At 44.9% G+C, this 22242-nt stretch carries 23 protein-coding genes; 14 read left to right on the plus strand and 9 right to left on the minus strand.

From position 1 onward, the window contains the following. Nucleotides 1-101: 101 nt before the first annotated feature. The 6 genes from ACL6C3_RS20945 (at nucleotide 102) to ACL6C3_RS20970 (ending at nucleotide 6752) form a co-directional block, all read left to right on the plus strand. Entirely contained in the window at nucleotides 102-1529 is a 1428-nt protein-coding gene (locus ACL6C3_RS20945) for a sodium/proline symporter (RefSeq protein ID WP_413160982.1), read from the plus strand. A gap of 298 nt (nucleotides 1530-1827) precedes the next feature. Next, a complete protein-coding gene (locus ACL6C3_RS20950; protein ID WP_413160983.1) occupies nucleotides 1828-2925 on the plus strand; it encodes a D-alanine--D-alanine ligase in 1098 nt (365 codons plus the stop codon). A 609-nt stretch (nucleotides 2926-3534) separates the two neighbouring features. Continuing rightward, on the plus strand, nucleotides 3535-4668 hold the full coding sequence (locus tag ACL6C3_RS20955; protein ID WP_413160984.1) for an NAD(P)-dependent oxidoreductase: 1134 nt from the start codon (nucleotides 3535-3537) through the stop codon (nucleotides 4666-4668). A gap of 476 nt (nucleotides 4669-5144) precedes the next feature. Then, nucleotides 5145-5402 carry a hypothetical protein gene (locus ACL6C3_RS20960; RefSeq protein ID WP_413160985.1) on the plus strand — a complete coding sequence of 86 codons (258 nt, stop codon included), beginning with the start codon at nucleotides 5145-5147 and terminating at the stop codon, nucleotides 5400-5402. A gap of 113 nt (nucleotides 5403-5515) precedes the next feature. Then, on the plus strand, nucleotides 5516-5860 hold the full coding sequence (locus tag ACL6C3_RS20965) for a YtxH domain-containing protein (protein ID WP_413160986.1): 345 nt from the start codon (nucleotides 5516-5518) through the stop codon (nucleotides 5858-5860). Nucleotides 5861-6188: 328 nt separating this feature from the next. Beyond that, nucleotides 6189-6752 (plus strand): hypothetical protein, encoded by a 564-nt coding sequence (locus ACL6C3_RS20970; RefSeq protein WP_413160987.1) that lies wholly within the window; start codon nucleotides 6189-6191, stop codon nucleotides 6750-6752. A gap of 6 nt (nucleotides 6753-6758) precedes the next feature. Here ACL6C3_RS20970 and argB read toward each other — a convergent pair whose 3' ends face one another. The 4 genes from argB to ACL6C3_RS20990 form a co-directional block, all read right to left on the minus strand. Next, entirely contained in the window at nucleotides 6759-7652 is an 894-nt protein-coding gene (gene argB / locus ACL6C3_RS20975) for an acetylglutamate kinase (RefSeq protein WP_413160988.1), read from the minus strand. Between the two features lie 277 nt (nucleotides 7653-7929). Further along, on the minus strand, nucleotides 7930-8475 hold the full coding sequence (gene mreD, locus ACL6C3_RS20980) for a rod shape-determining protein MreD (RefSeq protein WP_413160989.1): 546 nt from the start codon (nucleotides 8473-8475) through the stop codon (nucleotides 7930-7932). 148 nt (nucleotides 8476-8623) lie between these two features. Continuing rightward, nucleotides 8624-9403, minus strand: coding sequence for a rod shape-determining protein MreC (gene mreC, locus ACL6C3_RS20985; RefSeq protein WP_413160990.1), 780 nt, complete (start codon nucleotides 9401-9403; stop codon nucleotides 8624-8626). Nucleotides 9404-9554: 151 nt separating this feature from the next. Further along, nucleotides 9555-10562 carry a rod shape-determining protein gene (locus tag ACL6C3_RS20990; RefSeq protein ID WP_413168379.1) on the minus strand — a complete coding sequence of 336 codons (1008 nt, stop codon included), beginning with the start codon at nucleotides 10560-10562 and terminating at the stop codon, nucleotides 9555-9557. Nucleotides 10563-11059: 497 nt separating this feature from the next. On the opposite strand from ACL6C3_RS20990, the gene ACL6C3_RS20995 reads away from it, so the two are divergent. The 5 genes from ACL6C3_RS20995 (at nucleotide 11060) to ACL6C3_RS21015 (ending at nucleotide 15117) form a co-directional block, all read left to right on the plus strand. Then, on the plus strand, nucleotides 11060-11419 hold the full coding sequence (locus ACL6C3_RS20995; RefSeq protein ID WP_413168380.1) for a single-stranded DNA-binding protein: 360 nt from the start codon (nucleotides 11060-11062) through the stop codon (nucleotides 11417-11419). A 56-nt stretch (nucleotides 11420-11475) separates the two neighbouring features. Continuing rightward, nucleotides 11476-12036 carry a hypothetical protein gene (locus ACL6C3_RS21000; RefSeq protein ID WP_413160991.1) on the plus strand — a complete coding sequence of 187 codons (561 nt, stop codon included), beginning with the start codon at nucleotides 11476-11478 and terminating at the stop codon, nucleotides 12034-12036. A 73-nt stretch (nucleotides 12037-12109) separates the two neighbouring features. Then, entirely contained in the window at nucleotides 12110-13051 is a 942-nt protein-coding gene (locus tag ACL6C3_RS21005; protein ID WP_413160992.1) for a response regulator, read from the plus strand. A gap of 45 nt (nucleotides 13052-13096) precedes the next feature. Beyond that, on the plus strand, nucleotides 13097-13825 hold the full coding sequence (gene ubiE / locus ACL6C3_RS21010) for a bifunctional demethylmenaquinone methyltransferase/2-methoxy-6-polyprenyl-1,4-benzoquinol methylase UbiE (RefSeq protein WP_413160993.1): 729 nt from the start codon (nucleotides 13097-13099) through the stop codon (nucleotides 13823-13825). 59 nt (nucleotides 13826-13884) lie between these two features. Then, a complete protein-coding gene (locus tag ACL6C3_RS21015; protein WP_413160994.1) occupies nucleotides 13885-15117 on the plus strand; it encodes a DUF445 domain-containing protein in 1233 nt (410 codons plus the stop codon). Between the two features lie 135 nt (nucleotides 15118-15252). Here the strand turns inward: ACL6C3_RS21015 and ACL6C3_RS21020 are convergent, their stop codons facing one another. Then, nucleotides 15253-15489 (minus strand): hypothetical protein, encoded by a 237-nt coding sequence (locus tag ACL6C3_RS21020; protein ID WP_413160995.1) that lies wholly within the window; start codon nucleotides 15487-15489, stop codon nucleotides 15253-15255. Between the two features lie 389 nt (nucleotides 15490-15878). Between ACL6C3_RS21020 and ACL6C3_RS21025 the strand changes: the two genes are divergently transcribed. Then, entirely contained in the window at nucleotides 15879-16139 is a 261-nt protein-coding gene (locus tag ACL6C3_RS21025) for a hypothetical protein (RefSeq protein ID WP_413160996.1), read from the plus strand. After that, complete coding sequence (locus tag ACL6C3_RS21030) at nucleotides 16136-16342, plus strand: DUF2283 domain-containing protein (RefSeq protein ID WP_413160997.1); 207 nt, start codon at nucleotides 16136-16138, stop codon at nucleotides 16340-16342. The genes ACL6C3_RS21025 and ACL6C3_RS21030 overlap by 4 nt, the downstream gene beginning before the upstream one ends. A gap of 3 nt (nucleotides 16343-16345) precedes the next feature. Here ACL6C3_RS21030 and cbiE read toward each other — a convergent pair whose 3' ends face one another. The 4 genes from cbiE to ACL6C3_RS21050 form a co-directional block, all read right to left on the minus strand. Then, the gene (gene cbiE, locus ACL6C3_RS21035) at nucleotides 16346-17635 is read right to left on the minus strand and encodes a precorrin-6y C5,15-methyltransferase (decarboxylating) subunit CbiE (protein WP_413160998.1); all 1290 of its coding nucleotides are present in this window, start codon (nucleotides 17633-17635) and stop codon (nucleotides 16346-16348) included. 441 nt (nucleotides 17636-18076) lie between these two features. Further along, nucleotides 18077-18691 (minus strand): cobalt-precorrin-8X methylmutase, encoded by a 615-nt coding sequence (locus ACL6C3_RS21040; protein WP_413160999.1) that lies wholly within the window; start codon nucleotides 18689-18691, stop codon nucleotides 18077-18079. Between the two features lie 726 nt (nucleotides 18692-19417). Continuing rightward, entirely contained in the window at nucleotides 19418-20341 is a 924-nt protein-coding gene (locus tag ACL6C3_RS21045; RefSeq protein WP_413161000.1) for a DNA cytosine methyltransferase, read from the minus strand. 17 nt (nucleotides 20342-20358) lie between these two features. After that, nucleotides 20359-21138, minus strand: a complete 780-nt coding sequence (locus ACL6C3_RS21050; protein WP_413161001.1) for a DUF1868 domain-containing protein — start codon at nucleotides 21136-21138, stop codon at nucleotides 20359-20361. Between the two features lie 33 nt (nucleotides 21139-21171). On the opposite strand from ACL6C3_RS21050, the gene holA reads away from it, so the two are divergent. Further along, nucleotides 21172-22173: a DNA polymerase III subunit delta gene (gene holA / locus ACL6C3_RS21055; RefSeq protein WP_413161002.1), complete on the plus strand. Its 1002-nt coding sequence runs from the start codon at nucleotides 21172-21174 to the stop codon at nucleotides 22171-22173. Nucleotides 22174-22242: the final 69 nt, after the last annotated feature.

The raw sequence follows: 22242 nt of genomic DNA on the forward strand, positions 1-22242 counted from the left end.
GTTTTTTCACTCTTATTTTATCAAGATTAACTCCAAAAATTTGGTGAAAATTTCATTTGCTGGTATACTCTCAACATTAGAGACTTAAACTTCATCAGTTTATGGCCGATCAAGTTTTAATTGCAATAACATTCGTTTTATTCCTGCTGTTATTTACCGGCATCGGGATTTATTCCGCCACTCAAAAACAAAGTACAACCTCAGATTACTTGTTAGCGAGTCGCAGTGTTAACCCCTGGTTTACAGCCCTTTCAGCAATGGCAACGGGTCAAAGCGGACTGTTATTTATCGGACAGGTGGGGTTTGCTTATACGGCGGGAATCTCTGCGTTGTGGTTAACCTTCGGTTGGGCGGTGGGAGACTATATGGCTTGGCTGTTATTCTTCCGCAAACTCAGAGAAATGTCGGAAGAAAGCAACAACGAAACGGTTTCCGCATTCTTGGGTCAAAACAGAAAAAATAGAGGAATTACGATCGCCTCTGCATTAATTACATTAGCATTTTTAGGGTCTTATGCGGCCGCCCAACTCGTCGCCGGAAGTAAAGCCCTCAATGCCGTTTTTGGCTGGAATTACAACTTAGGAATTATCGTCGGTGCGGTTGTGGTTGTCATTTACTGTTTTTCCGGGGGAATTAGGGCTTCCATTTGGACCGATGCGGTGCAAGCCACAATTATGATCGGCTCTCTAATTTTACTCTTTATTATAGCAATTTTCAACTGCGGAGGTTTTGGCGAACTTTGGACCCAATTAGAAGCCATCGATCCCAATTTAGTCAGTTGGAGTCCGTCTGAATTACAGTTTGGTTTATTGCCGTTTTTATTGGGTTGGGTGGTTGCCGGCTTTGGCGTTGTCGGTCAACCCCATATTATGGTCCGGGCGATGGCTTTAAACTCCCCCGCCAATATGGGAAAAACCCGCAATATTAAGATTACTTTTGGGTTAACAAATTCTTGTTGTGCGATTGGAATTGGACTGGCTGCTAGGGTTTTACTCCCCAACTTGCTAACCGAAAGCGACCCCGAATTAGCCCTACCTTTCTTGGCTTTAGAATTATTACCCGTTGTCTTGGTTGGGTTAATGTTGGCGGGATTATTTTCGGCAACAATTTCTACAGCAGACTCTCAAATTTTATCCTGTTCTGCCGCTTTAACTCAAGATTTATTTCCCGCCGCCGCCAAGTCCTATCGTTGGGCAAAAGTAGGAACATTGACGGTAACGGCGATTATTTTGGCGATCGCATTAAGCGGAAATGATAGTGTATTTGCGTTAGTAACCTTTTCTTGGTCGGCGTTGGCGTCGAGTTTGGGACCGTTATTTTTAGTGCGAGTATTACAAAAACCGATCACAACTCCCGTTGCAATTGTTATGATGATTGTCGGGATTTTAGCCGCTTTAATTTGGAATGTCGGACTGAAACTTTCCGGTGCAGTTTACGAAGTATTACCCGGAATGTTGGCGGGAATTTTAGTTTACATCATCTCTCAATTTTTTATATCCAACCATCCCGAAAGCGATCAAATTTCTTAACTGAATCAAATCCAAGCGACCCGCGAGTTAAAAAGATGGATTAAAAACCCGTTTTCTCTGAGAAAGCGGGGTCTTGGGATGGCAATCATTAAAAGTAAAAATTATTTTTAATTTAATCCTTTGAAAACGGTGAAAACATGATATAATCGTAACAGAATTTACAAAAACAGAATTGATTTTATTCAATTTGATTCAAATTGCAGATGTTTTTTGAATCCCGTTTTTGCTGCGAAAAACTTCTGCGCTTCCGGCTTTCAAATTGATGTCAAATCAGCAAATTAATACAAAGTAATACCCGATGAAATTAGAAACAATAGATCACAGTCAACCCTTATCTTCGGCCCCAATATCCAAATTGCGAGTCTTGCATCTGGCGGGTTCGAGTGTCTCAGACTTTTATTACAACCTATCATTAATCTATGCCAAAGAAGTCGTCCAACCCGTCGGCGTCAGTAGCTACTACGCCGTCGTTCACCCCGACGGTTTTTGGCAGTTGGGAACATCCTTAGACGCCCTCTCCGAAAAAATGTCACTTCAGGAGATGATTTTCCGCCTCCCCGAAGTCGATGTGGTCGTCCCCCATATGTTTTGTTTCCCCGGAATGACCAGTTACCGGGCGTTTTTCGAGGATATCCTGGGTTTACCCGTCGTCGGTTCGCCGTCCCATTGTACGGCCCTGGCCACCAACAAAGCCCAAACCCGAAGCGTCGTGTCTGCATCCGGCGTGCGTGTCGCCAAAGCCCAACAACTCCGCCAGGGGGACACCCTAACAATGGAACCCCCATTTATCGTGAAACCCAACTCCGAAGACAACTCTTTAGGCGTAACATTAGTTTCCCATCCCGATGAAATAGGACCTGCTTTGCGGGTTGGTTTTGAACTCGACGACACGCTATTAGTCGAAGAATACATTCCGGGACGGGAACTGCGGGTCGCCGTGGTCGAACGGGGCGGAGTATTGGAGGTGCTGCCGATGATAGAATATTTGTTTACCTCTGACCACCCGATCAGAACGGTACAGGATAAATTACAATTGCAATCAAACGGAATGCCCGAAAAGCAACCGGAAAAACCCGTCGCCAAACCCGTGTGTCCGGCTACTGTTGACCCGGAACTGTTTGAGAAACTCGCCGACGCCGCAAAACTGGCTCATGTGGCTTTGGGTTGTCGGGATTATTCATTGTATGATTTTCGGGTACACGCCGAAACCAACGAACCCTATCTGTTGGAGGCGGGTTTGTTTTGGGCTTTTAGCAACATTAGCATGATTTCCCGAATGCTCATCGCCGACGGACAAAACTTAGAAGAAGTGACCTTGGAGTTGTGGCGGACAGCAGCAAGACGGACTCGTGTGGCTTGCGGTTCGCTGTTTAAGTATTCTACAACTCAACAGTAACCCGTTAGCAGTGAACAGGTGTCAGGTGTCAGGTTTCGGGTGTCGGGTTTGTAGGGGCGGGTTCTGACTTAATTTATCATTCTTCGCAATAACTGATATAAACCCGCCCCAGAGTCTAGAGAAGTCACAAGTCGTGATGTCAGTCGTCAGAAGTCGGGGAAAAACTGATCACTGACAACTTTAATAAGTAGGTGGGCGGAATTAAACGAACAATGCTAAACGCTGTAAGTCTCTTGTTGCAAAGGATGCGCGGTTTTCGGATTTAACGTCTATTTATCACCACCTACCTAACTGGTGACTGGTGACTCTCTTGCAAACTTTGCTCTCTTGCGAACTTCGCTCTCTTGCGAACTTTGCTCTCTTGCGAACTTTGCTCTCTTGCGAACTGTGCTTCTGACGGAAACCGCAGGGCCGCAAGGAGCGCGCTGGTGACTGGTTAAGGCGGGTTTATAGAGGTTGTCGGCAAGGACATGATAAATTAAGTCAGAACCCGCCCCTACATCACCGTTGCCGACCATCAGTTCTCAAAATCTTCCCTTTGGGAATACCTTACCCCTGTCCTGGCCGACTATGATTAAGGCTGACAGAATGACCGCAGTTTAGCAATAGATGTTACCAATCAGCAACAGCACTTTTGAAAGCAAATCTTCCTTTAATTCTCCTACTCTGGGTATAATCGGTTGTGGCAATATCGGAGGACGACAGGCCGCTAATTTTCTCGCTCACGGCTACTCCGTTTATATCTATGATATCAATCGCGATCGCATGGCCGAGTTGCAGTCTTTAGGCGCTCACATCACCGAAAGTTGTGCCGAACTTGCTACCCATTGCGACATCATCTTTACCGCCCTCCCGACACCAAACGACGTGATCGAAGCGGTACTCGCAGGAGAACAAAACCTCACTCAAGGCCTGCGACCGGGCAGTATTTATATCGATATTACCACCAACTCTCCCGAAACCGTACTCAGACTTCACCAAGCCATCACACCGCTTGGGGTTGAGATGTTGGACGCCCCTTTTAATGATTGTCCAGAAGGGGCAAAAAGTCAGGGGGGAATGGGTTTGGCGGTTTTGGCGAGCGGTTCCAAAGAAACCTTTGAGCAAGTTCTGCCTATTTTACAACTGATGGCCGATCATGTTCTCTACTGCGGAGATATTGGTTGTGGAACTCGATGTAAACTGATTCATAATGCAGTTAATGCCGTCGCCGTTCAAGCCGTCAGCGAAGGAATTACCTTGGGTTTGGCTGAGGATATTCCCCTAGAAATTATTTGGGATGCGCTGCGTTTTGGGTCGTTTGGACAGAACCCCGGAGACATTCACGGTTTACCCTACTATTGGTTTTCGCGGCGCTGCGATGACCTGTCCCAACCCCCCGCTTTTACTGTTAAACTACTCCATAAGGATTTGCGAATAGCCCTAGAAATGGCGACTGAGCAGAACATTTCCGTTCCCCATCTCAGCTTGACCGTCCAAGACTATCAAGAAGCCGAACAACGGGGTTTATCTGACTATGCTGCCACCAAAGTTCGCTCTCTGCAAGAAGAACGAGCAGGCGTCATCGCTAAAGCCACTCAACCGATAATTTCTAGTTCTAACCGCTCTACTCCCAAACCGACAGCAAAATCGGTTAGCAAGAAAAGTCAATTTTCTCTGTATGTTGTGTTGATGCTGGTGTTAGTTAGCAACCTATTTGTATTTGGATTAAACTGGCTTTTCCGCAGTCATCATGTATTTTGAAACCGTTATACCGTTTCTCTTTAATCATGCAACTTTTTTCATCCCTCCAGGCGCCACCCCCCTTTTTAAGGGGGGCTGGGGGGGATTAAAGGGGGGCTGGGGGGGATTAATTAGATACAACTTCATAAAGAAATGGTATTACAAGTCAAACCGTTATCGAGTTTAGCGTTAAACAATAAGCCGAGAAAATTCAGGGTAATTTGATCGCTTCCCCGTTTTTGAAAATCAACGGTTCATCGAATAATAACGGCTGTATACCGACGATAAACTGAGTTTTTTTATCGGTTCTTCTGGCTCGGGGTGCGGCTAAATTTTTATCGAATCGACTCGCATTTATACATGATTTTTGCTATCTTAAATAATGAAATTGAAACTCATGCCATCAGTTGAGCCGGGGTGCAAACCTTTTCGGGTGATTTTTTATGGTTGTTACGGTGATATGTCTTAATGTATTAATCTCAATAGTCTGCCTGTATGTGGCTCGTCGAGTTTGGCAACTGCGTAGAGGATTAGCCCGAATCGATCGCATATTTACCCGCCTCGAACATCGGGCGAATATGTTACTCTATAGAACCCGCACCTTTGTAGAACGGGGAAACTCAGCCAGTTCTCAACTCAAACAGAGCTATAATTCCCTACAAGAAAAAATACAAAAACTTGAGAAACTTCTCGCCATTGTTCGCCTAACTCAATTCATTCTGTGGCGACAGAGATATCGAACCAAGAAACAGTAACTCGCGATCGCACGGGGTTAAACTCTACTTAGCGCCAAAATTCCTATAAATTTCAGGAAACAGCTTGTGCAAATCTGTCTACAATAATTGTAGGGGATATTCAATTCTAGTTTATGTCAAATAATCGCTCTGGATCGTTTGTTGGAGGTTTGATACTCGGATCGGCTGTGGGGACAGTGCTAGGTTTGTTAGTTGCCCCCCGCTCCGGTAAGGAAACTCGACAAGTCTTGAAAAAGTCTGCCCAAGCCCTTCCCGAGTTGGTTGAAGATCTCTCCACCAGCGTACAACTGCAAGCCGATCGACTCTCAGAGTCCGCCTTGCGAAACTGGGAAGATACTTTAATCAGACTCAAAGAAGCGGTGGCGGCGGGCTTAGAAGCCAGTCAGCAGGAACGTCAAGTTCTCTCGGAAAAGGTACAAAATACGGACTCATCCTATCCGCTTGGCGATCGCAATTAGTTCAGGGTTCGAGTCGGGTGGGTGAGGAGATGTTAACACCACTCCGGTTAACCTACCCCGACCTGAAACTCAAAGACCAATTCAGAGCATTTTCGGGCCGATTCTCTGAGATTTGTAAGACTGACCTTAGGGATGAAATTTAACCCCGATTCCCTACAGAAGGCATTTAATTAAGCATGATAGAATAATAACGCCATCTGTTTTGCAGTTGTGGCTAATATCCAGCTTTTTGGGGTTCGCGATCGCCACCTCAAAACTAGAAAGAGTAAATTGTTCTCAACTGCTCAACTCCGTCTGATTAACCTCTTGCATCCTGGATTTTATTCCCGTGACCGACCCCGTGTTTTGGCTTGGCTTGTCTATCCTACTGGTTGCGGCCAGTCTGAGCGCCGTATTAATTGCGGCTTTACCGGCTTTGCAAGCTTTAGCCCGAGCCGCTCGCAGTCTCGAAAAGCTTGCAGATACGTTATCTCGGGAATTTCCCCCGACTTTAGAAGCCATTCGGATGACCGGACTCGAAATTAGCGAACTCACCGATGATGTCAGTGAGGGTGTCCAGAGTGCGGGTCAAGTCGTCAAACAAGTTGATCGCAGCATAGACAACGCCAAAAAACAGGCTCAGAAAGTACAAAGCACGACCGGCAGTATTTTCACCGGGTTTAAAGTGGCCTGGAACACGTTTCGCCGCTTAGATCGCCGTCAAGTCGATCAACTTCCGCCCCCTGCCAACCCCGTTTCTGAGATCGAAAACCACTCCAACTCCGATTTAGAATCATCCTACAATTATCCTAACCCAGAAGATTTTTATCAGGAATCGGGCAGGGAACCGCAAACACCGCCCTACCCCCAACCCGAATATAAAACCCTCAACTCTAACCGTCGCGAAAGTTAGCCAATTTTAAGATAAAAACTCCGAAGCCACTAACATCGTCCCAATCCCCGCATCGGTGAAAATTTCTTGCAGTAACGCATGAGGCGTGCGACCATCAATAATATGAGCCGCCCGCACCCCTTGAGCTAAACTGCGAACACAACAGTTCACCTTGGGAATCATTCCCCCGGCAACAATTCCCTTTTCAATCAAAGATCGGGCTTCTTGAATATCGAGTTTGGCAATCAACGTTTCCGGCTTGTGATAATCTTCCAAAATTCCCGCCGTATCCGTCATCAAAATCAGCTTTTCAGCGCCCAACGCCGCCGCAATTTCCCCGGCCGCCGTATCCGCATTAATATTATAAGCCTGTCCGCTATCATCGGCCGCCACACTGGAAACCACCGGAATATAGCCGCTATCAACCAAAGACTCTACAAGCTTGGTATTAACACTGTTCACCTCTCCGACAAAACCAATTTCTTGTTCAGTTTGAGGTCTAGCCACAATTAAGTTAGAATCTTTTCCACACAGCCCCACCGCCGAACCGCCGGCTTGGTTGATCAAAGCCACAATTTCTTTATTGACCCGACCCACCAAAACCATTTCGACGACATCCATCGTCGCCGCATCCGTCACCCGCAAACCGTTTTTAAATTGGGGTTCAATGCCCATTTTTCCTAACCAAGTGTTAATCTCCGGGCCACCCCCATGAACCACCACCGGACGAATACCGACGCAAGAAAGCAACACAATATCTCTGATCACCTGCTGCTTTAAGTGACTTTCCTTCATGGCCGCCCCCCCATATTTAACCACAATGGTACGGTTGGCAAACTTTTGGATGTAGGGAAGGGCTTCGCTGAGAACTTTTACCCGGCTGACTTCATCAGTTTTGTCAAAATCACTCTGTTTGAGCATAACGAATCTGTTCTCTAAACTCAAAGATCAAATTTTAGCAATTTCTGTCAAAATTTCCCGATTTTAAAGAGTATTTTAACGTCTTGAGTGAGCGATTATAGAAATTCTCGGATTGGTGAGGTACAACACTTTATGAAGCACGGCAGGAGGAAAGATTAAAAATCTGTACATTCCAAAAGCCCGGTCTCTCAATAGAAACCGAGTTTTTAATCAAAAAATAAGTATAAATTTACTGTAACATATTCCTTCTGCCTTTTCCCCTCTAGCCCCGCCTTTTTTAATCAAAATAATTGATTGAATTGGAGGGTTTCATCAATTCCCACCAGCGATTTAGGGGCAAGTAAAGAACCGGTGCCCACAAACTGCTTAAAATCGCCGAAGATAGGGCGACCTGTTGTTGATAAACCCACAAATCCACTAAAGTATTATCGCCCATTTTACTAAACTGCAACGCTCGAATCGTCTCGACTAAAATCGCCATTCCAAACACAATTAAAGCCACAGAAACAAAGTCTTCCTGCATCTTTTTTAAAATTTTATTGTAAATCAAAACCGTGAGAATTCCCACCGACATAAACGAGAAAATATGAGTCGGATCGGAAGCCGTTAATCCATCTAAAATTAATCCACAAACCAACCCGGCAACTGCGGCAGATAATAGACTTCGCTTCAAACTCCAAACCACCAACCAAATTAACAACCAATTCGGTTTAATGCCAAACAAAGCCAGACCCGGTATCGGTGCCAACACCAGCAAAACACAAATAATGATAGAAATAACAGTAACAATACAGTTAAGAATTTGACGAGTCAACACAGGCATCACTCCGATACAATCAAAGATCAATCAATTTCGGGGAAGCAATAGCCACTCTTGCCAAAGGGAAAAGCTTAGAGAGAAAAGTGTTTCAGAGTTTTTATCTGTTTTTCTATCTTTGACAAATCATTAACAACTGCTAGAATACAATGTCCTAATTTCCTACGGTTTGAACCGTTTTCGGATTCGGATAAACCACAACCCATTCTAGCGATCCCAAAGGCACAAAAAACTCAATCACCGCTTCGGGTGCCGGGGCTTTGTTGAGATCGACCGAAACCACCTTACCCACCGGCCAACCCGCCGGAAAAATTTGGCTAAACGCCGAAGTCACGACCACATCATCGGGCTTCACCTTGGGAACATTATCAAAAAACTCCATCACCCCTTGATTATTCCCTTGACCCTTGAGATACCCCATTTGACGGGTGCGACTCACCGCAATTCCAACTCGACTGGTGGGATCGCTCAACAGTAACACCTGACTGGTATGGGGCGTAACGCTGACAATTCGACCGACAACCCCTCCGGGTCCCATCACCAAATCATCGGCTTTGATGCCATCTTTGCTTCCCCGTCCCAAAGTCACCTGTTGCCACCAATGTTCGGCACTGCGGGCAATGACCGGAGCCACAACCCCTTGATCATTGGGTTTAGAGGAAACATAACCTAACAACTTTTGCAGGTTTTGATTTTGGCTTTCGAGATCCTCAATTTTCGCTTCCAATCCCTCAACCTTAGCATTCAAAACCCTCGCCTGTTCGTGAACCACCAGCGCCTGTTCCTCAGACTGATGAAACGGGCGACTCACCCAATAATAAATTTCAAACAAAGCCGCTCCCTGAGTTTGTCGCACCAGCCAAGCTGTAACCACCGCCAAACCCAACAGGGTCAATTGCGATCCGTGTCGATTCCACCAACTCCTTGTATTCATCCTAGATTCTCCCAAATCTCAGCCACTATTGTCTAATCTTTAAAACAGATATCAATCACCATTCAACCGATCAACTCAACAATCCTTTTTTCTGTCATCATCCCTCAAGTAGAGATCTCACGAGCGTCTCTCTACTTGAAGCCTCGATCAATTACACATTACGCGATCGCGCCGTAAATACCCGTTCAAGCTGCTTGGGATTTTCCAAAACCCGTCCGGTACCCAAAACCACACAGGAAAGCGGATCGGCGGCAATATGAGTCACAATGCCGGTTTCGTGACTAATTAAAGTATCGATCCCCTTCATTAAAGCGCCACCCCCTGCCAACATAATTCCGCGATCGACAATATCGGCCGCCAATTCCGGTGGAGTGCGTTCTAGCGTTCGTTTAATCGCGTCTAAAATAATCGAAAGGGGTTCTGACATACTTTCGCGAACTTCCGGGGCTTTAATCGTCACCGTGCGGGGTAAACCCGATAACAGATGAATTCCCCGCACCTCCATGATGCTTTCATCATCCTCATAGGTTGGATAAGCCGAACCCATATTAATCTTAATTTCCTCGGCGGTTTGTTCCCCAATCACCAAATTATGAACCTTTTTCATATACTGGATAATCGCCTGATTGAGTTCATCTCCGGCAATCCGAACCGATTCACTCAGCACCGTTCCCTGTAAACTGATAATGGCGACTTCTGTCGTCCCGCCGCCGATATCAACGATCATGTTTCCGGTGGGATCGGCCACCGGCAATCCCGCACCAATAGCCGCCGCTATGGGTTCATCTATCAGGCGGACATCTCGGGCGCCGGCTTGTAAAGCGGCTTCCATCACCGCCCGACGTTCAACCCCCGTGACACCGCTCGGAATGCCAATGATAATTCGAGGCGCGATCAAGGTTTTACCCTGATGCACCCGCCGAATAAAATATTTCAACATTTGTTCGGCATAGTCGAAGTCGGCGATCACGCCATCGCGCAAAGGTCGCAGGGCGATCACGTTATTGGGGGTGCGCCCGAGCATTTTTTTGGCATCCGTTCCCACCGCCAAAGGAATTTTTTCCTCCTGATCGACAGCCACCACAGAGGGTTCTTGTAAAACAATACCCTGGCCGGAAACATAAACTAAAGTGTTCGCAGTCCCGAGATCGATACCCATGTCCCGCGATAAAGAAAAGCGATTTAGAAGACCCACCGTTTTTTTGCCCCTCTAGTTAATATCAATAAAATTTTCTACAGACCCAACTCTCGACTCGATCTCAGCCCACCACAACCGATCATGGCGAATGCGGTCGCGTGATCTCAACCGCAACAGATGCTGGCACGCGGATGTGGGTTGGATCAAAAATAAACGAGCTTCACCCCAACTGCCTAACGGAATTCCCTTGACTTGCAGAGTGCGATCGCTTTTTCTGCCATCTAAGTTTCTACTTCTGTGGTCGCTCTGGCGATACCGGAAGCTAACAACACAACTTGAGGGAATCGATGTGGATTGTATTATGTTTTGCAGTTGCAGTCTAGTCCCTCCGAAAGGAGTACCACCCAAGCGGACTGATGCCGGAAAAACAGCGATCGCGATCTTTGGCAGACAACTTCAGTAAAATAGATCTACAATCATCAAATGTCGAAAAATTCAAGTTAAAATCCAATTGTCAAATGAGTCTGAATATTGTTACCCTTGTGGGTCGAGTCGGTGGAGATCCCGATGTTAAATATTTTGAGTCGGGTGCTGTGGTTTGTAAACTCACCTTAGCCGTCAACCGTCGTACTCGCCGCACCGATGAACCGGACTGGTTCAATTTGGAGATTTGGGACAAAACCGCAGAGATCGCCGCGAATTACGTTCGTAAAGGCAATTTAATCGGGGTTAAAGGTGCGCTAAAGTTTGAATATTGGGAAGATCGCAACACGGGCGTCAGACGCTCTAAACCCGTGATTCGCGTTTATGAACTGGAGTTACTCGGTTCCAAACGGGATAACGAATCTATGGCAGAAAGCGGTTATGAAGAATTTTAACTCAAAATACGGGAAGTTGGGAGTTTGACCGACCATCCCAATCTCTTGGGTAAAAATTGTCTTTGTTGCTCAATGTATTGATTATTGGCGTGAGTGTAGATCCCTTAGAACAAATTCAAACAGAGTACCGATCCGGTCGCAGTGCCTTTGAACGAGGGCGTTATCGTCAGTCTGTCCAGCATTTTGAGACCGCTCGCGATTTGGTCGAAAAAAACACCCGTTTGGGTGGAGAAGTCCAAATTTGGCTGGCAACCGCTTATCAGGCTGTCGGTCAACCGCAAAATGCGATCGCCCTTTGCAGACAATTAATTCATCATCCCAGTTGGGAGACCCGCAAGCAATCCCGGCGTTTGCTGGAAATTCTGCAAGCACCAGAATTAAAAAGTAATCTGGAGGGATTGATCGAAATTCCCGATATGAGCGGGATCGAAGACAACGATCGCCCGATGAAAGTGGTGCAACCGACTCGTTCTTCAACTTCCCGTAAACCCTCGAAAGTCGAGTCGTTACCCGAACCCATTGATCTGACTCAGGTGAACACTCAAGACAACGGCTTTCTGTGGATCAGCTTAATTGCGATCGCGGCGATCGTCGGTGGATTATTCTTTTTCTATTAAAATCGCCCGGATACAGAATCAGCATGGAACTGGGATAGACTTAATTAGTATTTGAATCGTCACGTCAGTATCAATGGAACGTGAAACTCCAGACCTAGAGACTATCAAGCGCCAGCTAATGAGTCTAAATCGACCGAAAAAACCGAAAATGCTGGTCGTCGATGATGAGCCAGATAATTTAGATTTGCTCTATCGTACTTTTAGACGGAACTTTAACGTCTTTAAAGCAGAAAGTGGCATTCGCGCCCTAGAAATTTTAGAAGCTGAGGGCGAAGTGGCTGTGATCATCTCCGATCAAAGAATGCCGGAAATGAAGGGGACAGAATTTCTGAGCAAAACCGTCCGCTCGTTTCCGAACACGGTGCGAATTATTCTTACAGGGTTTACCGATATCGAAGATCTCGTTGATGCGATCAACTCCGGCCAAGTCTACAAATACATTACCAAGCCTTGGGACCCGAACGAACTAAAAACCGTTGTCCAACGAGCCGCAGAAACCTATGAACTGTTAAACCAACGCACCGCCGAATTACAACAAGCCCAAGAACAAACCCGACTCTTGGGAACAATTATGCAAGTCGCCCAACAGTCCCAAAGTTTAGAAGCCAGTCTGAGATCCATAGCAACGGCGATCGGCGAGAATTTTCACGCTGATGTGTGTATTCTCCAACAGGCGAGCGAAAACACCTTAACGACGGTTGAGGGAAGCTATAGCCCCAGTGGAAGCGGGGAAAATTGGTTGGCTGATGACCCTCTGGTGAGGGAAGCGTTATCGACCCAAACGGTACAAGCTTCTCTCAATGTTCCCAAAGATCCCGCAGTCGCCGAGGTGCAACATTACCAAACCTCAGAAATTCAAGCCCATATCTGTGTTCCGGTGAGTTTTCGAGAAAAAAATGTCGCCCTGGTTTCCCTCCAGTGGAAACAACCCTGTCAACTGACTCCCGAAGATCTCGATACCCTGCATTGGGTAGCCGGGGCGATCGCTTTGGTGATCGTCAGCATGGAAGCTTGAGGGGAAAATGGTAGTTGTGATGATTGAGTAGCCAAGCAGAAACAGATGATGGATCAAAAAGAGCGGATACAAACCATTTTTAACCGCATCGCTCCGGTTTACGATCGCATGAACGACGAGTTCAGTTGGGGAATTCACCGCATTTGGAAAAAAATGGCTCTCGACTGGAGTCAGGCTCAACCGGGACAGACCGGGTTAGACTTATGTTGTGGGAGTGGAGATCTGGCTTTTCTGCTGGCCCAACGTCTGGGAAGCCAAGGTCAGGTGTTTGGGGTCGATTTTTCTCCCGAACAACTGGCTCTAGCCCAACGCCGAAAAAAACCCTTTACCTTTCCTTTGGCTCCTATCGCTTGGATAGAAGCAGACGCCCTGCATTTACCCTTTGCAGACGAGACTTTTGACTGTGCGACGATGGGCTACGGTTTGCGAAACGTCACCGATATTCCCCGCAGTCTACAACAACTGTATCGGGTTCTCAAACCGGGCGCAACTGCGGCAATTTTGGACATGAACCGTCCCGGCGATGGGGGGCTGAGAAGTTTCCAGCAGTGGTACTTAAATACGGTGGTGGTCCCCACAGCAGAACGTATGGGTTTTAAGGAAGAATACGCTTATATTAATCCCAGTCTCGATCAATTTCCCACAGGTCGCCAACAAGTCGCCTTGGCTCAAGCAGCCGGCTTTGGGCGAGCCACCCATTATGCGATCGCAGGCGGTATGATGGGAGTATTGGTGGTCACAAAAACAGTTATCACCTCAGCAGTAATCAGTTAGTTGTATCACTTTTATGAAGCAAATAACCGATCGCTGATCGCGGATAACTGATAGCGAATATGGCAAACTCGTTTGAACTCTGGGTTTTAATTGCTCCGCCCGTTTTAGGCGGAATTATTGGCTATTTCACGAATGATTTAGCCATCAAAATGTTATTTCGTCCCTATCGCCCCATTCGAGTGGGGGGACGGACGCTTCCTTTTACACCGGGTTTAATTCCCCGAAACCAAGAACGGTTAGCCAAACGAGTTTCAGATACAATTATGAGTTCTCTCCTCACCCCGGAGGAGTTACAAAATTTAGCCCGTCGCTTGTTACAACTCGAACGAATGCAAGCGGCGATTAATTGGTTATTACGGTTAGCTTTAGATCAAGTTAAAGCAGATACCGAACAAAAAACCGCCAAAATTTTAGCGGGTGTTTTACATGATTTATTGGGGGAATCTTTTCCTCGGGTGTTGAAAGCTTGGGCGAGACGAGAAGATTTTCTCGAACCCCAACTCAATCAAATTTTCGATCAAATTTTACTCGAATTTCAGCTAACAGACAAACAAGCCCGTCAGCTTTCCGACTGGTTATTAGAAGTTGTCATTCCCCCGGAAGTCATCCGACAGGCTTTAATTGATTTTCTCACCGATCGCAATATTGCCATTATTGATGAAGGCTTCCGAGAACGCAGCAGCGGCACCTATTGGGTGGTTGCAAATTTATTCGGTCTGCGAAATACTTTAACCCGTTTGCGGACGTTTTGTTTGGATGAAAGAGAGGAAACAAATCGTCGGTTAACGGAATTAATTATCGCCTTGGGAATGCGAGAACGCTTGCAAGAATGGTTGCAAAATTTATCGCTGCAAAATTTACCGGTTTCGACGGTACGCCAACTACGCAAAACGTTGCGAGATTCAGTTCGCCATTATTTACAAGATCGAGGAATTGATGTTATTCAAGGTTTAAGTTTATCGATTGATTGGGAAAATGTTTCCAGTTTAATTTTAAAGCGACTCCAAACCTCTCCGGTTGTTAGTAATTCTTTGGACGTGGTGAGTAAAGAACTGGCTCTTGTATTAGAACGTTATCTCGAACGAGATTTAGAAAAAATTGTCGCCCAAGTGATTCCAATTTTAAATATCGATCAGGTGATTATTGATCGGGTGATGGCGACTTCTCCGGCTGAATTAGAAGTTGCGGTGAATGGGATTGTTAAAAGCGAGTTACAAGGCATTGTTAATTTGGGGGGAATTTTAGGGTTAATTATTGGGTGTTTGCAAACGGTATTGTTATTAGTTCGCTAAACGGAAATGCTAGAAAAAACCGATAAATTTAATCCCAGAGATGATCTCAGTTCCTCACACCTAAACAAGCGAATTTGAAACAACTTTAACTGAGTCACCCCGAGGAAATAAACAGCTTAATCCCTTGAAATTCAGTTAGAACTTTTGAGAACTTTTGCTGTTGCGAGAACGGTTGATTTCAAAATCTTCAACCTCCGAATAACGAACATATTCCGGTTGGGGTTTCTCTTGATAAGAAGTGACTTGAGAAGGATATTTTTTAGAATCACTTTTCTCAAAACCCCGATCATCTCGTTGAGAAGAGGGAGAAGATTCATTTTCAGTCCAGATTAAAACAAGCGCGAGGATCAGATAAACTAAAATCACTTCCATGCTCACCGTTTCTCCTTGTATGTGTGAGGTCTTGAGGTTTCATCCAAAAGTATTACTTTTAGAATACTTAACTGTTGCTTATCCTACTCCGTATGATGAAAGTGATAATGAGTGCTACTCTACAGAAATTTAAGTTTAATTGTAGTAAGCTGTTCTCAACTTAAATAAACCTTAAAAAAAACGGGTTTTTGTTTTTTGTTCGTTATCCTGTTGAACGTTATAAATTAAAAATTTAATAATATTTCAAGACAAATTCTCATTTTTTTCTGTATCATTGGTGCTATGAATCTCACCAAGCTTCCCGATAAATACTTAAGTAAATTTACGGGTGTATCGAATGGCGTCTATTTTACCAAAGAGTTGACCCCGGGTTACTCAATGCCATAAACATGAAGACCACCAACTATTTTGATAATTTTGCTTCTCAAAAGCATCCTGAAGTCCAGCGAGAATGGATAGGGCGTGTATTAGCCGATCCGGTTAAAAAAGAAGTGCAAACCAACAATCGCATCTCTTACTGGGGTAATATTGAAGAAGCAGAAGGTCGAGTTTTACGAGTAATTACCTTAGAGGATGGGGAAACTGTTCACAATGCTTTCTTCGATCGTAACTTTTATAAACGACAACAACGAGGGGAAGAACCACAATGAAGATTCAATATTTTTCTGATACTGATACATTGGCGATCGAGCTAACCAACAAACCCGTCGTTTCTACCGATCCAATTACAGACGATCTGATCGTAGATTATGACGACGAAGGTAAAGTTGTTGCCATTACAATAGATAACTGTTCAAAAAATGTAGATTCTCTCAATCTTCAGCCTCTCAATTTACCCGTTTTAAGTCTATAATTTTCAAATATTAGGTAAATGATGAATGGTAATAATTGTGACGGGATTGAGAGGAGAAAAACGGGTTAAATTGCTAATGGGAACCGAACGGGATAACTGAACTTGCAACAACTGATAACGCCAAGTGGGTTCAACTTTAATTCGTTCTTGTAGCCAACTAAAAGCCAAATTCAAATGTTCTAAAGTCGCCAACGCCAACACAATAACACCCCCGGAAATTAACCGCAAACTACACAGCCCTAAAATCTCCTCTAAATTCCCCCCGCTTCCTCCAATAAAAATCCGATGAGGGGAGCGCAAATGATGCAAAATAGCGGGTGCTTCCCCGTGAATTGAAATCACATTATGCGCCTGAAATCTCTCCCGATTCTGCTCAATTAACGCCGTACCCGCAGCCGTTTTTTCCACCGCATATAGCGTAGAATCGGGAAATAAACGGGCAATTTCGATAGAAACCGAACCCGTACCCGCCCCAATATCCCAAATAATTTGTTGGGGTTGTAACGCCAATTCTCCTAACACTAACGTCCGCACTTCCCGCTTGGTCATCAGTCCCGGGCGATCGCTAAAACTACAAAACAAAGAGTCCGGTATTCCCAAAAACGGAACTTGAGATAAATCCAAACTCGGAGAAAAATTAGACTCTTTTAACAAAATAACCACGTTTAACGGGGCGAATTTCTGAGTCGAAACATCCGCAATAGACCAGTGTTGAACCCGCTCATCCGTTCCCCCCAAATTTTCACAAACCCAAAACTGATAAGCCGTCGCCAAATCCAAAGAAGACAGTAGACAAGCGATCGCATTTGGGGTATGATAAGTAGTATCAGTTAGAATGGCGATTTTGTCTGCACCTTGCTGAAGGGCTTGAGTGAGTTGGTCGAAAGAACGGCCGTGCGTGCTGATAATTCGAGCATCCTGCCAGGGAACTTTTACCCGATTAAACGCCAATTGAATCGAACTCACATGAGGATGAAACGTCAATTTGTCGGGGGGAAACTTCGCCAACAGTAACCGTCCAAACCCAAAAAACAACGGATCACCCGAAACCAAAACAACAACCGCAGGATCGACATTCGGCTTATTCGTTTCAAACGCAAGTAAATATTGCTGAATATCAACCAAAGTTTCCGTTAAATCCCGTAAAATAATCCGAGATGCGGGATGATTAGGGAAATAACCCAGATGGCGATCGCTTCCCACCAAAACCGTTGCTTGATCGACAATATGTCGCACAGACTCACCCAGTCCCGCTTCTCCATCCAAACCAATACCAACTACCTGTATCGTCAATTTATCTCACTTAATCGGGTTTACAAAAACGGTTTAATTTCTGTTAATTTATTCTGCGAAGGGGGGGCGGGTTTAGTTAGATTTATGTTATGATATTATAGATATTGCATAACCCGACCCTACAGAGTAATTTCATCAGTTTCCGAAATACAAAAACCCCACTGGTAACGGATTCAATTGTGGTGGAGACTGGTAACGGATTCAATTGTGGTAGAGATAACTAAAATAACGCTAAGATTAAAACGGATAGATAATCTGAAACCACCCAAAGCCATCCATTTCCATATCCGTTTCCAAAAGCATAAATCCAAAAAACCCACAATTAACTCATCCGTTTCCATATCCGTTTCCAAAAAGCATCAACCTCAAAAACCCACAATTAACCCATCCGTTACCATATCCGTTTCCAAAAAGCATCAACCTCAAAAACCCACAATTAACTCATCCATTACAAAACGCCAACACCATTAAAGCATTTAAAATAGCCGCAGCCACAGCAGAACCCCCTTTTCTTCCCTCAATTCTAATTTGAGGGATAGGAGTTTGAGCGAGAAGCATCTTTGATTCTACAACAGAAACAAACCCCACAGGAACCCCAATAACTAACGAAGGTTGAACCAAACCTTGACCGACTTGTGAACACAACGATAATAAAGCAGTCGGAGCATTACCAATCACAAAAATTCCATCGGGAAATTCTTCGGCTACCTTCAACAGTCCGGTTTCGGTGCGAGTTTTGCCGGGGAGGGGGGTAGAAGCGTGTTCGATAGCGCAAATGAGGGGGTTTTGAAAGGTTTTGGCGATCATTGTTGCAACCCCTTGCTTAACCATACCCACATCTGTAATAATAGGTTTACGATTAGCTATGCTGGCGATTCCCTGCTCAATTGCACCCGGACTGAAGCGAATCAGTTGGGCGAGTTCAAAATCTGCGGTGGCGTGAATGGCTCTACGAACGATCGCGTATTCCTCGGCTGTAAAGGAATGTTTCCCGATTTCACTATCTATTATTTCAAAGGATTTTTGAGTTATTATTCCATCGAGTTGTTCAACCATAGTTCAGTTAAATATTCAGTAGGGGCGGGTTCCGACCAAAGTTATGTCTCCAACAAATAACATTGATAAACCCGCCCCACCCATTACCAGTGACCTATAATCTAGGGGGCGGGTTCGGCAAAATTTATAATATCACTATGTTTATAATATCACTATGTAGGGGCGGGTTCGGCAAAATTTATAATATCATCTCAAAGATTGAACTCAACCCGCCCCCTCACCGTAAAAATCTACAAGATCACAACATTAATTGAACTCAACCCATCCCCCGAATCGAATTCATTTATAATATCATATGATCTTCGGTTGATCAATTCTATTGGCGGTGCGGGTTTATCTAAATCTTTCAGTAATCGTTAAAAATCTTTTAGAACCCGCCCCTACGCTTGGAATTATTGATGGGTTGGATCTGATATGATGTCCGGTTGATTAATACGTGTTATGGGGGCGGGGCGGGTTTACCTTAATCTCGGAGTTGTAGTAAAGATCGTAGGCGTAACCCGCCCCTACAGAAAGAATGATGATTGATTAGCCGGACATGATATGAGATCAGAAATTCATCTAAACCCATCCCCCGAATCGAATTCATTTATAATATCATATGATCTTCGGTTGATTAATTCTGTTGGTGGGGCGGGGCGGGTTGATCTAAATCTTTGAGTAGTCGTTAAAAATCTTTTAGAACCCGCCCCTACGCTTGGAATTATTGATGGGTTGGATAGGAGATCATTTTTCAAGTTTAGATAACTCTAACTGACTGTTTTCTAGAGAATCAATTATACATTTTCCCACAAATTCAGCCAATTTAACCGGAACAGCATTTCCGATCATTTGTTCGATATCGGTTTTGGAACCCTCAAAAATAAAAGATTCGGGGAAAGTCTGAATATAGCTTCTTTCTATCGTGGTTAACGGACGAATATTCGGGGTAATTTCTACCGGATCATTGGGATGTTTTTGATAGGTTTTCGGAATAGGACGGTTAACCCCCCTAACGGTTGGACTGGGTTCGTCGATGCTAAAAATTCCCCGACGCTGATAACTTCGGGGATGTCTGTAATAATAGTTTAATCCCAATTTATCGCCCAAATAATCTCGAACTGTTGTTGGTTTTGAGGATAATTTTGATTCAAAATCACTCAAAAAGCGGTCATCTTTTCCGCGAAGTTCTCCCACCCAAAAAAACCGCTTTCGTTTTTGGGGAACCCCGCACAAACTCGCATCAAAAACCTTTTCGGTGAGTCCGTAACCCGACTGTTTAAATAATGCTTTGGCTTGGGTATATTGGCGGCTTTTTTTGAATAAGGCTACATTTTCGAGGATAAACCATTGGGGTTGAATTGTGGTAATAATATCAGTAAAAGCGAGAGTCAAATCACCCCGTCCTAAATTTTCGTCCCGCTTTCCCGCACTGGAAAAATCTTGACAGGGAGGCCCGCCAACAATTATATTAGGGGTAAAGGGTTTAATTAAATTAATCGCAACTTCCACATTTTGAAGATCGCAAGCCAAGATGGGATGGGCGAAATTTTGTTGATAAACTTTAATCGCACTTTCCCAATTTTCAAAAGCGGCGACAACATTAAAACCTGCTTGTTGTAAGCCGAGTGATAGACCCCCACACCCGGCGAATAAATCAACGACTCTCATTAAAAATCATCTGGGCTTTAAAACTCTAAAACCGGCCAATTTTCCTCCCGATAATAGCGAGTCATATCATCAAACTTGCGAAGTTCAGCCCGTTTGATCACCAATTCTTCGGGTGAATCTATCCATTGAGAATTAAAATCGGATAAAATCCCGCTGAGATGGTTTCGATCCAAATCCGATGGAATTGTACCAAAATAGCCAAAAGTAATATGAGCGGTAAAATGATATTGTTGCTCAATACCCAAAGCCATAAAACTGGGATTTTGATAAATAGCCCGTCGAAATTGTACAATTTCCTCGTAGGACTCTTGATCTCTGGGGACCAAACAAACAGCGATCGCCCGAGTCATCACAATCATACCGAAAACTTGCCAACGAATGGGCTGATCGATTAAATTCCCTTTAAAAGCGGAAAAAGATTCAGCGATCGCGGCTTGTAACTTTTGTTCAAACTCAGGATCTTGACAAGCATCCCGATAGGCATCATTCCAGATCAAATCGGCCAAAGTCAAGTGTAGACTATCGGGGGGAACCGGAACCCAAAACTGGGGATCTAATTTTTCCCCGAGTTGCTGCTGACAAGCTTGTAAATTGGCGTAAAAATCGCCATTGTCAGGATCATCAGGGACAGGAGGTGCAATAATGCTATAACCGGGAAACCGAACCGCTTGACGTCCGCCCTCAGGAAGTGGTTTATACTTAGGAGACTCCTGGATGTGATCTAACTGAGAATTATAGGTTTCTGGCAGCGTCATACGCGCCACCCGATTCACGTAAACTTGGTAAGTATCGTCCAATCTATTTCGCCTCTTTTTCGGAAACCGTCACCAATGCCAGTTTACCTCTACTGGGGAGATGATGAATTTTCTCTTGCCAAAGCTGTTGATGCTCTGCGCGAGTCCATTCTCGATCCTAGCTGGTCTACCTTCAATTTTGACAAAATTATGCCGGATTCGCCAAATCCTGTGATTTCCGGCCTAAATCAGGCCATGACCCCCCCGTTTGGGTTGGGAAACCGTTTGGTCTGGTTGGTCAATACGCCCGTGACTCAACAGTGTTCACAGGAGTTGTACCAGGAATTAGAACGAACCCTTCCGGTAATACCAGAAACCACAACCCTGTTACTGACAACGGCGAACAAACCCGACGGTCGTCTCAAGTCTACCAAATTACTGCAACAGCACGCCACCGTCAAAGAATTTTCGCGGATTCCCCCCTGGAACACCGACCAACTCGAACAGCGAGTCAAACAAGTCGCCCGAGAAGTCGGAGTCAACCTCAGCTTACCCGGAGTGCAACGGATTGCAGAAGCCGTCGGCAACGATACCCAACAACTATACAGCGAATTAGAAAAATTAAAACTCTACGCCGGCAACGACCCAAAACCGCTAAAATTAGAAGCGATCGCCAGCTTAGTGCAATCAAATACTCAAAACAGCCTAAAACTCGCTTCTGCGATCAAAGCCGGAAATACCCATCAGGCCTTAGAATTGATCGCAGCATTGATCGATCACAACGAACCTTCGCTGAGAATTGTCGCCACATTGGTGGGTCAATTTCGCACCTGGTTATGGGTAAAACTGATGATAGATCGACAAGTCAAAGATGAGCGAGAAATCGCCAAAGCCGCAGAAATTAATAATCCTAAGCGGATTTATTATCTGCGTCAAGAGGTGCAATCGCTTTCGGTTCAACAACTGCAACGAACCCTACCGCTATTGTTAGAGTTAGAAACCCAACTCAAACGGGGTTCCGATCAAATCTCAACCTTACAAACCCACGTCATTGCCCTTTGTAACCTGTTTCAATCTTCTCATCCCAGGAGAGGTTAAATCCTAAAGTCCGGTTGACGTTTCCCGAAGGATTCAATCCCCAGAGCATCTTGCCAAATTAGGTTACAC

Origin of the sequence: Capilliphycus salinus ALCB114379 (assembly GCF_047276495.1) — a bacterium.
In the GTDB taxonomy this organism is placed as follows: domain Bacteria; phylum Cyanobacteriota; class Cyanobacteriia; order Cyanobacteriales; family Microcoleaceae; genus Capilliphycus; species Capilliphycus salinus.

Excerpts from the sequence above, each read along its gene's own strand:
- ACL6C3_RS20945 (WP_413160982.1), top strand. The coding sequence starts at position 102 with ATGGCCGATCAAGTTTTAATTGCAATAACATTCGTTTTATTCCTGCTG.
- ACL6C3_RS20950 (WP_413160983.1), top strand. The coding sequence starts at position 1,828 with ATGAAATTAGAAACAATAGATCACAGTCAACCCTTATCTTCGGCCCCA.
- ACL6C3_RS20955 (WP_413160984.1), top strand. The coding sequence starts at position 3,535 with ATGTTACCAATCAGCAACAGCACTTTTGAAAGCAAATCTTCCTTTAAT.
- ACL6C3_RS20965 (WP_413160986.1), top strand. The coding sequence starts at position 5,516 with ATGTCAAATAATCGCTCTGGATCGTTTGTTGGAGGTTTGATACTCGGA.
- argB (WP_413160988.1), bottom strand. The coding sequence starts at position 7,652 with ATGCTCAAACAGAGTGATTTTGACAAAACTGATGAAGTCAGCCGGGTA.
- mreD (WP_413160989.1), bottom strand. The coding sequence starts at position 8,475 with ATGCCTGTGTTGACTCGTCAAATTCTTAACTGTATTGTTACTGTTATT.
- mreC (WP_413160990.1), bottom strand. The coding sequence starts at position 9,403 with ATGAATACAAGGAGTTGGTGGAATCGACACGGATCGCAATTGACCCTG.
- ACL6C3_RS20990 (WP_413168379.1), bottom strand. The coding sequence starts at position 10,562 with ATGGGTATCGATCTCGGGACTGCGAACACTTTAGTTTATGTTTCCGGC.
- ACL6C3_RS20995 (WP_413168380.1), top strand. The coding sequence starts at position 11,060 with ATGAGTCTGAATATTGTTACCCTTGTGGGTCGAGTCGGTGGAGATCCC.
- ACL6C3_RS21005 (WP_413160992.1), top strand. The coding sequence starts at position 12,110 with ATGGAACGTGAAACTCCAGACCTAGAGACTATCAAGCGCCAGCTAATG.
- ubiE (WP_413160993.1), top strand. The coding sequence starts at position 13,097 with ATGATGGATCAAAAAGAGCGGATACAAACCATTTTTAACCGCATCGCT.
- ACL6C3_RS21015 (WP_413160994.1), top strand. The coding sequence starts at position 13,885 with ATGGCAAACTCGTTTGAACTCTGGGTTTTAATTGCTCCGCCCGTTTTA.
- ACL6C3_RS21020 (WP_413160995.1), bottom strand. The coding sequence starts at position 15,489 with ATGGAAGTGATTTTAGTTTATCTGATCCTCGCGCTTGTTTTAATCTGG.
- ACL6C3_RS21025 (WP_413160996.1), top strand. The coding sequence starts at position 15,879 with ATGAAGACCACCAACTATTTTGATAATTTTGCTTCTCAAAAGCATCCT.
- ACL6C3_RS21030 (WP_413160997.1), top strand. The coding sequence starts at position 16,136 with ATGAAGATTCAATATTTTTCTGATACTGATACATTGGCGATCGAGCTA.
- ACL6C3_RS21040 (WP_413160999.1), bottom strand. The coding sequence starts at position 18,691 with ATGGTTGAACAACTCGATGGAATAATAACTCAAAAATCCTTTGAAATA.
- ACL6C3_RS21045 (WP_413161000.1), bottom strand. The coding sequence starts at position 20,341 with ATGAGAGTCGTTGATTTATTCGCCGGGTGTGGGGGTCTATCACTCGGC.
- holA (WP_413161002.1), top strand. The coding sequence starts at position 21,172 with ATGCCAGTTTACCTCTACTGGGGAGATGATGAATTTTCTCTTGCCAAA.